The organism is Saccharothrix longispora, assembly GCF_031455225.1.
In the GTDB taxonomy this organism is placed as follows: domain Bacteria; phylum Actinomycetota; class Actinomycetes; order Mycobacteriales; family Pseudonocardiaceae; genus Actinosynnema; species Actinosynnema longispora.
Genome location: NZ_JAVDSG010000001.1, coordinates 3,455,682 through 3,470,494 on the forward strand (window position 1 = coordinate 3,455,682; position 14,813 = coordinate 3,470,494).

16 protein-coding genes and 1 tRNA gene are annotated in these 14,813 nt (G+C 70.1%); 9 read left to right on the plus strand and 8 right to left on the minus strand.

The window, feature by feature from the left end; translation table 11 throughout:
* Positions 1 to 93 precede the first annotated feature (93 nt).
* Positions 94 to 1,113 (minus strand): GlxA family transcriptional regulator, encoded by a 1,020-nt coding sequence (locus tag J2S66_RS14070; protein WP_310307458.1) that lies wholly within the window; start codon positions 1,111 to 1,113, stop codon positions 94 to 96.
* Positions 1,114 to 1,224: 111 nt separating this feature from the next.
* On the opposite strand from J2S66_RS14070, the gene J2S66_RS14075 reads away from it, so the two are divergent.
* From J2S66_RS14075 to J2S66_RS14105, 7 genes are all read left to right on the plus strand, one after another.
* Positions 1,225 to 1,863 (plus strand): isochorismatase family protein, encoded by a 639-nt coding sequence (locus tag J2S66_RS14075; RefSeq protein WP_310307459.1) that lies wholly within the window; start codon positions 1,225 to 1,227, stop codon positions 1,861 to 1,863.
* A 622-nt stretch (positions 1,864 to 2,485) separates the two neighbouring features.
* Positions 2,486 to 3,508 (plus strand): nuclease-related domain-containing protein, encoded by a 1,023-nt coding sequence (locus J2S66_RS14080; protein WP_310307460.1) that lies wholly within the window; start codon positions 2,486 to 2,488, stop codon positions 3,506 to 3,508.
* 436 nt (positions 3,509 to 3,944) lie between these two features.
* Positions 3,945 to 4,154 carry a hypothetical protein gene (locus tag J2S66_RS14085; protein ID WP_310307461.1) on the plus strand — a complete coding sequence of 70 codons (210 nt, stop codon included), beginning with the start codon at positions 3,945 to 3,947 and terminating at the stop codon, positions 4,152 to 4,154.
* Between the two features lie 633 nt (positions 4,155 to 4,787).
* Positions 4,788 to 5,717 carry an ABC transporter ATP-binding protein gene (locus J2S66_RS14090; protein ID WP_310307462.1) on the plus strand — a complete coding sequence of 310 codons (930 nt, stop codon included), beginning with the start codon at positions 4,788 to 4,790 and terminating at the stop codon, positions 5,715 to 5,717.
* Positions 5,710 to 6,570: a hypothetical protein gene (locus J2S66_RS14095; protein WP_310307463.1), complete on the plus strand. Its 861-nt coding sequence runs from the start codon at positions 5,710 to 5,712 to the stop codon at positions 6,568 to 6,570. Before J2S66_RS14090 ends, J2S66_RS14095 begins: the two co-directional genes overlap by 8 nt.
* Entirely contained in the window at positions 6,567 to 7,478 is a 912-nt protein-coding gene (locus J2S66_RS14100; RefSeq protein WP_310307464.1) for an ABC transporter ATP-binding protein, read from the plus strand. The genes J2S66_RS14095 and J2S66_RS14100 overlap by 4 nt, the downstream gene beginning before the upstream one ends.
* Positions 7,475 to 8,197, plus strand: a complete 723-nt coding sequence (locus J2S66_RS14105; protein ID WP_310307465.1) for an ABC transporter permease — start codon at positions 7,475 to 7,477, stop codon at positions 8,195 to 8,197. Before J2S66_RS14100 ends, J2S66_RS14105 begins: the two co-directional genes overlap by 4 nt.
* Here J2S66_RS14105 and J2S66_RS14110 read toward each other — a convergent pair.
* Entirely contained in the window at positions 8,194 to 8,529 is a 336-nt protein-coding gene (locus J2S66_RS14110; RefSeq protein WP_310307466.1) for a hypothetical protein, read from the minus strand. The genes J2S66_RS14105 and J2S66_RS14110 overlap by 4 nt on opposite strands.
* Positions 8,530 to 8,683: 154 nt before the next feature.
* Between J2S66_RS14110 and J2S66_RS14115 the strand changes: the two genes are divergently transcribed.
* A tRNA-Leu gene (locus J2S66_RS14115) sits at positions 8,684 to 8,766 on the plus strand.
* On the opposite strand, the gene J2S66_RS14120 is transcribed toward J2S66_RS14115, so the two are convergent.
* The 6 genes from J2S66_RS14120 to J2S66_RS14145 all read right to left on the minus strand — a co-directional run bounded on the left by J2S66_RS14120 (position 8,748) and on the right by J2S66_RS14145 (position 14,194).
* A complete protein-coding gene (locus J2S66_RS14120; protein ID WP_310307467.1) occupies positions 8,748 to 10,508 on the minus strand; it encodes a recombinase family protein in 1,761 nt (586 codons plus the stop codon). The genes J2S66_RS14115 and J2S66_RS14120 overlap by 19 nt on opposite strands.
* A 138-nt stretch (positions 10,509 to 10,646) precedes the next feature.
* Positions 10,647 to 12,740 (minus strand): FtsK/SpoIIIE domain-containing protein, encoded by a 2,094-nt coding sequence (locus J2S66_RS14125; RefSeq protein WP_310307468.1) that lies wholly within the window; start codon positions 12,738 to 12,740, stop codon positions 10,647 to 10,649.
* On the minus strand, positions 12,737 to 13,348 hold the full coding sequence (locus J2S66_RS14130) for a hypothetical protein (RefSeq protein ID WP_310307469.1): 612 nt from the start codon (positions 13,346 to 13,348) through the stop codon (positions 12,737 to 12,739). Before J2S66_RS14130 ends, J2S66_RS14125 begins: the two co-directional genes overlap by 4 nt.
* Positions 13,345 to 13,677: a hypothetical protein gene (locus tag J2S66_RS14135; protein ID WP_310307470.1), complete on the minus strand. Its 333-nt coding sequence runs from the start codon at positions 13,675 to 13,677 to the stop codon at positions 13,345 to 13,347. Before J2S66_RS14135 ends, J2S66_RS14130 begins: the two co-directional genes overlap by 4 nt.
* Positions 13,674 to 14,003, minus strand: coding sequence for a WhiB family transcriptional regulator (locus tag J2S66_RS14140; protein ID WP_310307471.1), 330 nt, complete (start codon positions 14,001 to 14,003; stop codon positions 13,674 to 13,676). The genes J2S66_RS14135 and J2S66_RS14140 overlap by 4 nt, the downstream gene beginning before the upstream one ends.
* Complete coding sequence (locus tag J2S66_RS14145; protein ID WP_310307472.1) at positions 14,000 to 14,194, minus strand: helix-turn-helix domain-containing protein; 195 nt, start codon at positions 14,192 to 14,194, stop codon at positions 14,000 to 14,002. The genes J2S66_RS14140 and J2S66_RS14145 overlap by 4 nt, the downstream gene beginning before the upstream one ends.
* 166 nt (positions 14,195 to 14,360) lie before the next feature.
* On the opposite strand from J2S66_RS14145, the gene J2S66_RS14150 reads away from it, so the two are divergent.
* Positions 14,361 to 14,744, plus strand: coding sequence for a helix-turn-helix domain-containing protein (locus J2S66_RS14150; protein ID WP_106614129.1), 384 nt, complete (start codon positions 14,361 to 14,363; stop codon positions 14,742 to 14,744).
* Positions 14,745 to 14,813: the final 69 nt, after the last annotated feature.

Here is a 14,813-nt window from a genome sequence, read left to right on the forward strand (position 1 = left end):
ACCGGTGGCTGATCGGGGGGCGCCCGGCAAGGTCCACGCCGTCGTGCACGGGTACCGCCGCGTGCACCGACCACCCCACCGCGGGCCTCATCCTCAGGGCGGGCAACGGATCGCAGGGGGTTCGCGCCGACCGGCGTCGTCGTCCGCGGCACGGGCGTCGAACCGTCGGCGGTACTCCGACGGCGAGGTGTCGAAGGCCGCGGTGAAGCACTGCCGCATCGTGACCGTGCTGCCGAAGCCGCAGGTAGCGGCGACCTGGTCAACGGGCAGGTCCGTGGACTCCAGCAGTCGGCGTGCCTCGTCGAGGCGCCGCTGCCTCACCCACACCGCCGGGGTGGTGCCGGTGGAGGCCTGGAACGCCCGGATGAAGGTGCGTCTGCTCAGGTGTGCGACACCGGCCAGGCGTTCGACCGGCAGGGGTTCCGCCAGGTGCCGCAAGGCCCACTCGAGCACGGCGGCGATCGGGTCGTTCGCCGACTGCGCGGGCAGCGGTCGTTCGATGTACTGCGCCTGCCCGCCCTCGCGGTGCGGGGCCACGACGAGGCTGCGGGCGACCCGGTTGGCCGCCGCGGCGCCGAGCCTGCCGCGCACCAGGTGCAGGCAGGCGTCGATCGCCGAGGCGGTGCCCGCGGAGGTCAGCACGTCGCCGTGGTCGACGTACAGCACGGAGGCGTCCACGACGACGTCGCGGTGGCGTGCGGCGAGCATGTCGACGGCCTGCCAGTGCGTCACCGCGGTGCGCCGCGACAGCAGGCCCGCGTCCGCGACGGCGACGGCCCCCAGGCACAGCCCGGCGATCGTGGCTCCGCGGCCGTGGGCTTCCGCCAGGGTCCGCCGCAGCGTCGGACCGGCGGCGCGACCGTCCTCGAACCAGGAGGGCACGACCACGACGTCGGCGTCCCGGGCCGCCGACGGGCCCCGCACCTCGCCGATCGGGTACCCCTCGGCGGTGCGGATCGACCCGGCGCGGTCGGAGAACAGGACCGTCGTCCAGTCGCCCAACCCCTGCCGCGTGACCTCGTCGAAGACGAGCTGCGGCACGGAGAGGTGGAACATCGTGACGCCGTCGAAGGCGTAGACGGCGACGCGCAGGGCCCCTCCGGAGGTTGGCACGATTCCATCGTAACCCCGCACGCGTGCCAATGGTCCGCGGAGTTCCGGGCCCGCAGACTCGACGTGCCGACCACACCAACGGCGGCACCGACAGCAAGGAGCACCCCGGTCATGACCACCCCTCGTCGCGCCCTCGTCGTCATCGACGTGCAGCAGGAGTACTTCGGCGGACCGCTGGAGATCCAGTACCCGCCGCACGCCGACTCGCTGCCCCGGATCGCGCGGGCGATCGACGCGGCCACCGCCGCCGGCATCCCCGTCGTCGCGGTCCAGCACACGGCGGGCGACGACGCACCCGTGTTCAACCCCACCCGGCCGGGCTTCCAACTGCACCCGGAAGTGGCGAGCCGCCGCACGGACGGGTGGAAGTCGGTCGTCAAGCAGTACGGCACCGTGTTCGCCGGCACCGACCTCCTCGCCTGGCTGCGGGAACGCGGGATCGACACCATCACCCTCGTCGGCTACATGACCAACAACTGCGTGCTCGCCTCCGCCGCCGAAGCCGAAACCCACGGACTGGCCGCCGAGGTGCTCTCCGACGCCACCGGCGCGATCAACATCGCCAACGACGCGGGCTTCGTCGACGCCAAGACCGTCCACACCACCCTGATGGCGCTGTTCCACTCGAACTTCGCCGCCGTCGCCGACACCGCGACCTGGTCCGCCGCCGTCGCCGCCGGACGGTCGCTGCCCACGTCCGACCTCGGCACCTCCGCCGTGACAGGCGCACAGCGCGCCGGACAGGCATGACCACGGCCTTTGGCGGATCCGTCGGGTGGTGGCGGTTGGTGACGACGAGCGCCGGGCCAGGCGGCGGCAGAGGGCCGTGACGCCCACGGGCACCGCCGCATCCTCGCTCGACACGGACGGAAGCCCTCCCCCCGTTGTGACGAGCCGGTCGGAGACCGGACTTCACCGGCGTTCGCCGCAGGAAGTCGACGGTCTCGGCCCGCTTCCTCCCGCACGGGCGACCGCCTCTCGGTCCGCGGTGAAGGGCAGAGCGCACCCGCCCTCCACCGCGCGGAGGACATCCCACTCCTCGTCGAGCCCGAGCCCTCGGCACTCCGCACCTGACCGACGCCTCCACCAACGCCGGCTCCCCGGTCGCACTGCCCGAGCACGCGCCGGGTGACCCCAGCCTCGTGGTCAGCCGGGTCGCGCCCACCCGGACCTGATCGTCGAGCGCGAGGACGCGACCGTCACCGCGGTGAGCGCGTCGACCTCGGTCACGCCCGCTCCGCGCGACCGTCGACCCGGGCCTCGCCGCAGCCCAACCGGATGTCATTCCCGCCGGGATGTCGGACCCACCTCGTACGGTGTCACCCACCGTGGGTTCCCGTCACCGAGCGTGGGAACCGGGGAGGGGTGCGGGGTGTTGGTCCGAGTGCAGAACGAGGCCGCGTTATCGGGTGCCGAGCGTCGGTTGGTCGAGTGGCTGGGTTCCTGGGTGGGCAGCTACGCCCTGCCGGGGGCGGCGATGGTCAACTGCAACGTGCCCGGCCCGAACGGTACGACACGGCAGGTCGACGCGGTGGTCTGGTCCCCGCACGGTTGCGTGGTGGTCGAGGTCAAGGGCTTCACCCGACGCCAGGACGGTGTGCTGCGCATTCCGCTCAACGGCGGGTGGACCGTCGACGGGCAGCCTGCGGCTCTGCACACGTCGGGCGAGGCGAACCCGGTCGAGCAGTTGCGCACCAACCTCTACGCGGTCAAGAACGGCCTGCGATCAGCCGGCGTGGACCCCGGCTTCGTCGCCGGCGTGGTCCTGCTCCTGCCCATTCGCGGCGCCCGGGTGGAACTGGACCACTCCATGCTGCCTCCCGGTGTCGACGTCGTCCTTGCCTCCGGGCAGAAGCCGCTGCGCAGCTACTTCCACCGGCTGGCCCGGCACCACCCGGTGTGGGCTGCCGACGACGTCGCCTCCGCGTTCACCGCCCTGGACCTGACCGACTTCACGCCCGAGCGCGACGAACTGCTCGCCCACGGCTTCTCCGACCAGGTCAGTCGTGAACCGCGCCCCCGCCCCGCGCCTGCTCAGCCCGCGCCTCGCGTGTCGACGCGCGCCACCGGTCCTTCGCCCACGCCGCGCCGGACCGGAACCGGCGCTCCTGTCCCGCACCGCGCACCACGCACCACTGCCCCGCCCCGCGTCTCGCCGCCGCCACGGGCCCAACGGCATCCCGTCGGGTCCACCCGCCGCCGCTCCTTCGACGGCGGCCGCACCGGGCGGCGACACCGGCCACCGTCGCACCGCCCGGACAGCCCGCCCGCGGCGGCGCGGCCTCGCTCCGGCGCGCTGCGCGCAGTCGTGATCACGGCGCTGATCCTGATCGCCCTGGTGGTGATGCTGTGGCTGGTGTTCACCGTCCGCGCCACCTTCCACCCGACCACCTGATGCCCGGCACCACGGCAACTCCCCACGGCCCACCGCCCAGGGGTCGCGCCGCCGCCACAGCAGGACGACCTCGGCGACACGCCGGCCGATGGCGCCGGCCTCGATGGCGCACGCGAAGCGTCGTCCGGGACTGCCCGGCTCGTCGACGGATGCCCCTCCGGTCGCCCGGCCTGGGCGCTACGGCCTCTGATCGAAGAGCCGCGCCACGGCGATCGGGTGGGGCTGTCCGGGTCCGTCGACGCATCGTGCAGCCCGTCATCCGATGGGGTGGCGATGGCGGGGTGGACCAGTCCCCGCCTGCCGGGACAGGCCCGCCCGTTCCCTGCGCAGGCCTGTCGCCGTCGGCCCGGTCGCACCTCGGCGCAGTGCCGCTCTCCCCGTAGGCCGGTTCGACCTGTCGACCTGCGCCCGGCTGCGCGACGAGCTGCCCAAGCACATGGTCGAACAGCCACGAGCGGTGATCGTCGACCCCGGCTCCGACCTGGAGATCGGCAGCGACAGCCTCACCAGCCTTTCGTCTCGACGTGGACGCGTTGCCGCCCCTGGCCGAACACCCCCGCTGCTGCTGGTCGCCGCGACCGCCGGCCACCGCCGCATGCTCGCCCGCAACGGCATCCCCGGTTCCCGACCTGCTTCGACCGGTTGACCGCGGCCCCGGACTCCCCGCGGAACCCGCCGCCGCGACAAAGCGACCAGGCGCAGATCCTCCCCGACGCCGGCACCGAACACCTGGCCCGCGACTTCCCCCGACGCACCTGCCGCCCGTGGCGAGGCCTGCACGACGTCACCCCGCACGCGGTGCTGCCGGCCGGCGGGCCGACCGGATCGGCGCGCTCGACCGCCCTCCCCCGGCACCACGGTCACCTTGCCGATGCAACGCCGTCCCGGACGCCTGTCCATCGCCATCCGCTACGTCGGCACCACACCGGCGCGCTCCACCACCGAACCCGACCCGACCAGGACGCGCCGCCTGAGCACGACCCGCAGCACAACTCCCACACCTGACACGGCGCCGTCATCCGGACCACTCCCACCCTCAACCACGAACCCCACCCCGACCAGAACCGCTGACGACCGGCGAGCCGGGACGCCGTGCGGCAGGCGCCCCGCACGCGCACCGACGCACGAACCTCGCCTGACCGACCCTTCCCGAAGTCTTTGATCACGCAACCAGCGGTGCGCTGCCCGTGTCGCGCCGGCCACCCCTAGGGGTCGGGAGGCCGCCAACCTCGGGAGAGAACCGGATGTGGCAGGTGGACGGGCGGCCTAGGGTCCTCGTGTGCCACTCATCGAGACCACCGCGCTGGGAATGCGCTACGACGGCAAGGTGACCGCCCTGGCGGACCTGACGTTGGACATCGAGGCAGGCGTCGTCGGCCTGGTCGGGGTCAACGGCGCGGGGAAGACCACGCTGATCAAACTCGCACTGGGGCTGCTCACGCCGACCAGCGGGCGGATTCGCGTGCTCGGCCTCGACCCGATCGCGGACGGGGAGCGGGTTCGGGCGAAGGTCGGCTACATGCCCGAGCACGACTGCCTGCCGTCCGACATGATCGCCGCGGAGTTCGTCACGCACATGGCGCGGGTCAGCGGCCTGCCCGCCGCGGCGGCACGGGAGCGGGCGTCGGAGACGTTGCGGCACGTGGGGCTCTACGAGGAGCGGTACCGCCGGATCGGGGGGTACTCCACCGGCATGAAGCAGCGGGTCAAGCTCGCTCAAGCGCTGGTCCACGACCCCGAACTGCTGCTGCTCGACGAACCCACCAACGGGCTCGACCCGGCGGGCAGGCGGGCGATGCTCGACCTGGTGCACCGCATCGGCACCGAGTTCGGCATCTCGGTGGTGGTCTGCTCCCACCTGCTCGGCGAGATCGAGCGGATCTGCACGTCGCTGATCGCCATCGACGCGGGCACGCTCCTGCGCTCGGCGACGCTGTCGTCGATGACCGAGCACAACGACCTGCTCGTCGTCGAGATCGACGAGGGCTCCGAGCGGCTCGCCGACGCGCTCACCGCCGGGGGCCTGGACGTGCGCCGCCGGAACCGCGTGCTGACCGTCCGCCTCGGCGAGGACGACGGCGCGGTGTACGACCTCATCCGGGACGCCGTCGCGGACCTCGACCTCTGCCTGCACCGGCTCGAACGCCAGCGGCACCAGGTCGCCGACCTGTTCCGCGACCGTCCGGTCGAGGAGGTGTCCCATGTCTGAGTCCGGCGTCATCCACGACATCGGCTACCAGCGCTACACCGGTCCGAGGTCGGGCCCGGGCTACTCGGCCCGCGCGCTGTACACCCACAGCGTCCGCAGTGCCTACGGCCTCGGCCGCAGCCCCTGGGCGAAGGTGCTGCCGCTCGGGCTGGTCGGCCTGGCCGGTATCGCCTCGTTGATCATCGTGGTCATCAGCAGCCAACTGCCCCAGCCGGTGCTCGACTACGTCGGCGTCGCCTCCACCTTCACCTTCGCAGCGGCGGTGTTCGTCGCCGTGGTCGCGCCCGAACTGGTGTCGGTGGACCTGCGCACGAACCTGCTCCACCTGTACCTGTCCCGCCCGCTGAGCCGGTCGAGCTACGCGCTGACCAAGGTCGCCGCACTGGCCACCGCGACGTTCCTGATGCTCGCGGCGCCCATGCTGATCATGTTCATCGGCATGGCCTTCAGCACCGACGACGGTGTCCCGGGGGTGCTGGAGGAGTTCGGCGGACTGCTCGTCGGTCTCCTGGCCGCGGCCGTCCACGCGGCGCTGCTGGCGGCGCTGGGCCTGCCGATCGCGTCGCTGTCGGGACGCCGGGTGTTCGCCACCGGCATGATCATCGGCGTCTTCCTGCTCACCGCACCGATCTCGGCCGTCCTGCGCGAGTTGGACTCCGGGACGATCGGCCGGCTCGCCGGGCTGCTCGACCCGACGAGCCTGCTCAACGGCGTGGACCAGTGGCTGTTCGGAGTGGATGTCGACCTCGTCTCGATCGGCTCGTTCGGACCGGTGTACGGCCTGGTCACGGTCGCGCTGACCGCGCTCGGCACGATGGCCGCGGTGTGGCGGTACAAGGGGGTGAAGTCGTGAACACCGTCGAACTCGCAGGCGTGTCCCGCTGGTACGGCAACGTGGTCGCAGTCAACGACGTGACCCTGTCGATCGGCCCGGGTCTGACCGGCCTGCTCGGCCCCAACGGCGCGGGCAAGACCACCGTGCTGCACCTGATGGCGGGCCTGCTGGCCCCGTCGCAGGGCGAGGTCGTGATCGGCGGTGAGCCCGCGTGGGCCAACCCCGCCGTGTACCGCAGGCTCGGCCTGGTGACCGAGCGCGAGAGCGTGCCCGGATTCCTCACCGCGTGGGAGTTCGTCCTGGCCAGCGCCAAGCTGCACAAGCTCCCCGACCCGACGGCCGCCGCCCGCGCCGCGCTGGGCGTCGTGGACCTGCGCGACGCGCAGGACCGCCGGATCTCCACCTACTCCAAGGGGATGCGCCAGCGGAGCCGGGTCGCCGCGGCGCTGGTGCACGACCCGGAGGTGCTACTGCTGGACGAGCCGTTCAACGGCATGGACCCCCGGCAGCGGATGCACATGATGGAACTGCTCGACGGCATGGCCGAGCAGGGGCGGACGATCGTGTTCAGCTCCCACATCCTGGAGGAGGTCGAGCAGCTCTCCGGCACCGTCCAGGTGATCGTGGCGGGCAGGCTCGCCGCCTCCGGCGACTACCGGCACATCCGGCGGTTGATGACCACCCGCCCGCACGTGTTCACCATCGCCTCCTCCGACGACCGCCTCCTCGCCACGGCGCTGATGGCCGAGCCGTCGGTCTCCGGGGTGAGCATCGCCGAGGCGGGTCTCCAGGTGCACACCAGCGACTACGGCACCTTCACCCGCGCCCTCGCCAAACTCGCCAAGGCGCGGAACATCCGGCTGACCACCATCCTGCCTTCGGACGAGTCCCTCGAGAAGGTCTTCTCCTACCTGGTGACCACATGAACCCGACGATCATCGGCCTCACGGCGAGGGCCCTCCTCGGCCGCAGGCGCGTGCTGTTGCTGCTCCCCATGCCGGTCATCCTCATCGGGCTGACCCTGCTGGGCGTCACCAGCGAGAACGAGCACGTGACCCGGTCCGAGTGGGGCCCGCAGGTCTTCGCCAACCTCGGCCTCGCGGTGATCCTGCCGTTGACCGCGCTGATCGTCGGCAGCAGCGTGCTCGGCCTGGAGGTCGACGACGGCACCATCACCCACCTGATCACCAAGCCGCTGCCGCGCTCGGAAATCATCCTGTCCAAGCTCCTGGTGGCCTGGCTGGTGACCACCGCGGCCACCGCCCTTCCACTGGCCATCGCGGCCGTGATCGCGGGCTCCGGCACGCTGGCGATCGGCCTGGTCGTCGGCACGGCCCTCGGCGCGTTGGCCTACAGCGCCCTGTTCCTGGCGCTGAGCGTGATGACCAAGCGCCCGGTCGCGGTCGGCCTCGTCTACATCGTGCTGTGGGAGAACCTGCTGGTGTCGTTCGTCGACGGCGCCCGCGTGTTCAGCATCCGCCGGCACGCCGCGGCCGTCGCGGACGTCATCGGCGACACCCCGCTGATCTCCTCGACCATGTCGCTGCCCACCGCGTTGATCATGACATCGGTGTTCGTCGTGGTGGGCACGGTCGGCGCCACCCGGCGGCTGCGGTCGTTCGCGCTGACGGGCGAGGCGAACTAGAGCGCGTCCGCCGGATCCCTGCTCCGCCTCGGTCCGGCGACGCCGACCACGTGGACGCGGCGGCCGGGCGGCCACAACCGCCCGCCTGCCGTCGTCACGCCCGGCGGCCGGCGCCGGTGCCCGGGCCGCCGGGTAGCAGCCGGCCTCGGCGAAGAACCTGATGCAGGTGTCGACCAGGTCACCGGTGACCGGCGGCAAGTGATGGCCGTCCCCCGCAGCGCCTGCTCCGTCTTCGACACGTCCACCTGCGGGTCGAAGCCCGCGTTGTCGGTGACCACCAGCTCGAACGCGTCCAGCAGCGAGATCAGGGCGTTGTCGCGGCCGGCCGGCACCTCCCACCGCCGCCGCAACCCTCCCCAGCACCTCGATCACCCAGTCATCAAGCGCCTGAACAGCGAAAATGCCCACAGTGTCGCCATCAGCCACCCCGATTTGGACCACGGAAGACGATCATGTAATCTATGTGCACACCACGGCGAGAGCCGAGTCCGGGTGGCGGAATGGCAGACGCGCTAGCTTGAGGTGCTAGTCCCCGAAAGGGGGTGGGGGTTCAAGTCCCCCCTCGGACACGCGCACTATTCACACGGCCCACGGGTTTGATGATCACATCAGCCTCGTGGGCCGTGTGCGTGTAGCGAACTTGCAGGTCAACGGCCCTGTAGAGGCTCGCCACGCTCTCTATCTCAGCATCGGCCAAGGCCGCTCCGACGTTACCCAGTGAGTCGATCATCGCGTGCACCTCGGCGGCGCTGAGCGCGTCCGGTGCTGGCGTTCCCTCCAGTTCCGCCTGTGCGGCTGCCCGAACCGCCTGCGCCTCGTTCATCGGCTCGACCAGTGCCAGCGGGTCAATTCCGGCTTTGATGGCCTCTTGGAACCGGCTCAACTGAGCTTCCGCTTTGGCGAGCCGCGCTTTCACCGCCTCCCTGCCGTTAGCCGCGCCGTTCGTTCCCTGCGACTCCACCAGAGCGGCAACGGTCCGGTCCCGGTTCTCCGGCGCGAACAATCGCCCGAGCCACCCGTTCACCGCTTCCTGAAGAACGTCCTCGCGGAGGTAGACCGTGGGCGGATGTGTGGCCAGCGCAGGTGATCCGGGCGCGAGCGTCCGAGCCGGACACCGGTAGTACACGCCGCGCGCCCTTGGGCTTGCTTCCATCTTCCGACCGCACGCGGTGCACCTGACGATGCCCCGGAACAGGTACGGCCGTTTCGTGGGCCGCTCGGCGCGCTCGCTCTTGCGAGCCGTCTTCAACCCGCCGGCGGACTTCGACTTGCGCAGCAGGTGCGCCTGCGTGAACTCCTCGACACTCACGATCGCCGGATGTGCAGGCTTGCGGGACCGCACGATCCGATCGGCGCTCGCCCGCCGGAACCGGATCACGTAGCCGGCCGCCACGTCGTCGGGATCGAGCAGCATCTCTTGCCGCGCCCACCGCCCGAAGAACGCGAATCCCGTGTACCTCGGGTTGTCCAGGATCGCCCGCACCGTGCTGCCCTGCCAGCCGTCCGCCAACCGGTGCCGGTTCTGGTCCGGCCGTCGAGCGGACGGGCAAGGAATCCCGTCCCTGTTGAGGCCCGTTGCGATCGCCCGGTCACCTCGACCACTCACGTACTCGGCGAAGATCCGCCGCACCACCTCGGCAGACGGCTCGTCAATCGCCAGCACCCGCAACCGGTAGCCCTCACTCGCTTTTCGCGGGTTCGGATGCGGGCCGCCGTCCACCACGACATAGCCGTACGGTGCACGTCCGCCCTGGTGCCGCCCTTCGTTCACGACTTGAGCGTCCATCGCCGCCCGGACTCGTGCCTGCACGTGCTGGCGCTCGGACTCGCTCATGCCGCCCAGCACGCTCATCAACATCTTGTGCGAAGGGTTCCGGGCGTCGAACTTCCCGCCCAGCTCCGGCACCCACAGTTCGACGCCGTACGCGGCGAACTTCGGCGCGATGAGCGAGAACTGATTGCCGAACCAACACCGTGTGCCTTCACCGACCACCACGGCGTTCCACCCGCGATGCGGGTTCTTCAACGCCGCCAGCAGCCGAGCGCCCTCTTCTCGACGCTCCCACGGCACGGACCGCGACTGCCCCACGTCGAAGAACTCCTCAGCGATGACACCTCCGAGCGGTTCCACGAACTTCCGCGCGTTGCCGAACTGCCAGCCGCGTGACGTCTCGGGATCTTGGTTGTCCTCGGTCGAGCACCGCCCGTAGACCGCTACCGGCCCGATACCGTCCTCGATCGCTTCGACCACCTCGACACCCAGCAGCTCGTCCAGCGTCGCCCACGGGTCTCGGCTGATTTCAACAGTCATCGTCACCCCCTCCCGGAGGTCCGTCCAAGACCTCCACCTCGGTCAGTTCGACCAGTATGGCAAGCAGTATGCGGCTGATAGCAGGGGTCAGCACAGGAAGTTCATCCGGCAGGCGCACGGTGACACGACCGTCATCGGTCATGCCTGGCCACCACCCTGGGAGCCGATTTCATCAACCGCAACCCGCTCGACAGCCGCCCGGAGGTCCGCCGTCAGGTAGCCACGAACACGCCGTGTGGTCTCCCCGTCCGGCACGTACTGCCGTAGCGGCTTGCACCCCAGCTCGCTCAACTCACGAGCGAACGTGACCGCCTCGACCTCCAGCGCCTCGACCAACTCCGACGTGGGCACGAACTCGCGCTCGTCCAGCTCCTCGCCGAGGTAGTCCACGACTGCCGCCAACGGCTCCGGCAGGTCCACGACCCACCCATCAGCCGTCCCGCTCACGATCGCCTTGACCACCGACGTCGAGTCGATCGGCCGCGGAGCATCGTCGCCAACCGCATGACCGGCGAGCGTGCCCGCAGCTTCCCTCAGCGCTCGCCCCCGCGCACAGATCACCCGCCACTCGACGTTGGACATGTAGTAAGTCCGCACGGTCATGGCGACCATGTCCGCGCCGGCGTCCGTCTCGCCGTCAGGCCGCAGGATGCCGACGCCCTTGTGACTCGGCAGCAACGTCGAAGCGTCATACCCGCGCGTGTTCATCTGCTCGCCGAGCACGATGTTCGAGTCCCGCCAGTCCATCACCCGCAACGCGAACCGCGAGCCGAGCACCGCCCGCAGCCGGGACGGGATGGTGTTCGAGTCCGGCCGCTGAGTGGCCAGGATGACCACCACACCGGCCGCCGGCCCCTTCCGCACGAGGTAGGCCAACAGGTCCGCGATGTACGCGCCGAGCGTGGTCTTCTTGCCGCCCACCTGCTCACGCGTCGGGTTCTCCAGGAACACCTGAACCTCGTCGATCACCACTCCGGTGATGGGCATCCCGAGGTCCGCGTCCCGTGAGATAGCCGGCGTGATCTTTGACTCCGGACACACCTCATCGTCCAAAGTGGCCATTCGCGCATACCGGGCTTGCACCTCCGCCACCAACTCCACCAGGTGATCCCGCACGGCGTATGCGTGCTCAAGCTCGTCCCCGCACACGTACCGGTAGGCGATCTGCTCGGCAGCCTCCCAGTCCTTGCCGCCCTTCCCGTCGAACACGTACAGCCGCGCGTACGCATCCAGCACCAGCCCTGCCGCAGCCAACCGAGTGGCGAACGTCTTGCCCTGCCTAGGAATCGCACCAACGAGCAACGACGTCCACACCAACGGAAGATCAATCCGTCGGTTCCGCGCATCCCGTCCGAACGGCACCGGCCGCCATGCGTCCCACCGCTCCACATCCAGCAACGGCGTCCGCAACGGCGGACCCGCGTACGGGTCGTCATCGGCCACCCACAGGAACACCCGGCCCGCGTGCCCACCGCGACCACGGACCCGCTCCACGATGAGCTGTACCTCGTCCACCGCCAACGCGGATGCCAGCGCGTCCCGGTTCTTGATGACGTCCACAGCCTTCCGCGTGGCCGGAAGATCAACCGTGACCGCCCAGCCCTCCCCCACGCGCGCCGCGCGCTCGACCAACCGCAAGGTCTCGTCCTTGCCGATTAGCTTCGCGTCCCGGAACGCGTCGACCAGGACTTGCGGGTCCATCGTCCACGTGAGCGTGCGCGGACCGGACAACACCGCTTTACGTCCTGGCGAGCCGTCCTTCCGGCGTCCCACGATCGCCAGCGTCACCGATGCCAGCCCGGCAGCGCTCCACATGGCAATCCCGCCGTAGAGCACGTACAGCACGAGCAGCGCCGCCGAGACAGCCCCGAACACGGCACCGGTCACCTTCCACCGGAACAAGGTCAAGGCGCGGATCTCCACGAACTTGTCCGCCAGCTTCTCGGACTGCTCGGCAGCCTCCCGGTAGTCCTTCACCCGGACCCAGCGCCGCCACGCGCGAGCCGCTACCACCGCTCCCCTGCCGACTCCGCTCAGGAGCTGGCCCGGCAGCCGCACGAGGGAAGTGAGAATTGTTTTTAGCCAATACTGAAGTGATTGTGACGACTTCAACTGTGGCGGCACGGCGCGCGCACGCTGCCAGCCGCTCCCCAGCCGCCGAACCAACGATCGAGGTTCACCGACCACCTCTCCTTCGAGCACCGGCTCAGCGGGCACCAGGTCGCCGTTCATGAACGGCCCCCGTCCTCGGCGAGCGCCGCTGCGAGTCGTGACGACAACCCACGCGAGCACCCGGTGACCTCCCGGACCCACGCCGGCGTCACCTTCACGTCCGGCGTCCGCGCTGCCCGAGCCACGGCGAGGTAGTCCGCGAACGACGTCCGCGGAGCCGAGGGCGCCGGTGCCGGCGGAGCGCTCGGCACGGCGTTCACGGCCGCGCCAAGCTTGTCCCGTAACTCCGTGACCGCCTCCGCCGCCACGAAGACGACCAACGGCGGCACCGAGTGCAACACCACGAGCGCCGCCGAGCCGGCCACGAACGCACTCCAGGTGTTCATGACGTACGTGGCAGCGAGCGTGAACCACTTCGCCGCCCGCACCCATCCGCCCATCCGGACGCCGTACCGAGCGGTGACCTGCTCCGCCCGAAGGATCGCCAGCAGCACCAGCGACACCATCGGATCGAGCAGCCACGCCGCAGACCAGGCGAGCGACCACACCGGCGCACCGGCCGCCGCGAACTGCTGGACGTTGGTCATCGTGAACGCCAACCCGAGCAAGATCCCCGTCCAGCACAACCGGTCGACCTGCCGAGCCACCCGCTCGACCGACTCACTCATCGCCGCTCACCCCGACGACGAGACGGCTCGTAGGTGGTCACGGTGAGCGCCCGCGTCAACGTGTAGGACGCGAACAGCGCCGGCACCACGAGCACCGCCAGCAGCAGCCACCCGTCACCGCGTTGGGTGATCACCACCCACTGAACGATCATGATCAGCGCGGCGTTCACCAGCACCCGACCAGCGAGCGACACCAGGCGCGCACTGGTCCGTGCCGCGTTCGCGGCGGCCTTCGCTCGCCGAGCACCAGCCCGCCAGACGAGCAGCAACACCAGGACCACGCCGAGTCCAGCGAACAGTTGCGTCGGAGTGAGGCTGAGAGCGTTCATGAACGCGGCCCCCTCTCGACCCGTTCACCGCGTTGCAGCCAATGCGGGAGCAGCTCGCGCCGATCATCGGCAGCCAATCCGCCCCACACGCCGACGGTGTCCTCACCGGCCGTGCGCAACGCCAGTTCCAAGCACTCGTCCCGCACCGGGCAGCCAGCACACATGCGCGCGGCCAGCTCCCGATCGGTCATCTCCTCGTCCACCCACGGCGGCAGGTCCGGGAACGTCTCCATGCACAGCCCGTCGCGTTCCACGACCAGGGCCAACACCGCACTCGGTACCCACCGGAGCCGGTCCAGCTCCCAAGCGATCTCGACCAGATTCACGGCGTGCCTCCCGAACGAGGCTCGTCGAGCAGCCGCACCAGCACGTTCGCCGGGATGACGAACCGGCCGCGCCGCCGCACCAACGGCAGCCTGCCGAGCCGAACGGCGCGGTAGAGGGTGGGCGGTTCGACGCCCAGCAGCCAAGCGGCCTGACGAACCGTGTAACCGGAAGAAGGCAGAGAAGTACGCATCAGAAAGGCCCTTCGATTATCGACTTGACGATTTCAGCTCTAGATTGCTGATTTCAGCGCAACGGAAGGCGCGTTTGATCGCACCCGGCGCGAAATGCGCCGTGTCACGTCACGGAACAGCGGAAGACGGCTAATCTCAGCGCTGAGGCGGAGCGCGGAGGAATACGTGTCGGAGGATTGGGCGGCAGTCGCCAAGGCCATCAACCAGCGCGTGAACGAGCTGGGTTGGCGTCAACGGGAGCTTGCGGAACGCTCGCACGTCTCCCAAGCGATCGTGCGCGAGATCCAGCACCACACAGTCGAGCGCCGCCGCAGCCCGCGGACCCTTGAGTCCCTGTCGACCACGCTCGGCTGGCACCCGCAGCACCTGGACTCCGTGCTGCACGGTCGAAGGCCACCGGAAGCCGACGAGCCGATCACCAACCCGACCGACAGCCTCTGGTCCCGTTTGGACGGTTTCGAGCAGCGGCTCAACGACATCACCGACCGCCTCGACGACCTCAAGTCGGACCTCTCGACCGTGATCGAACATGTCCGCGACCGCCGTTAGCGCGATGCATTTCCGCTGGTAGAGCGAGCTGCTTTCCATAGGCTCAATTCCACAGCGGAGACGCCTTCG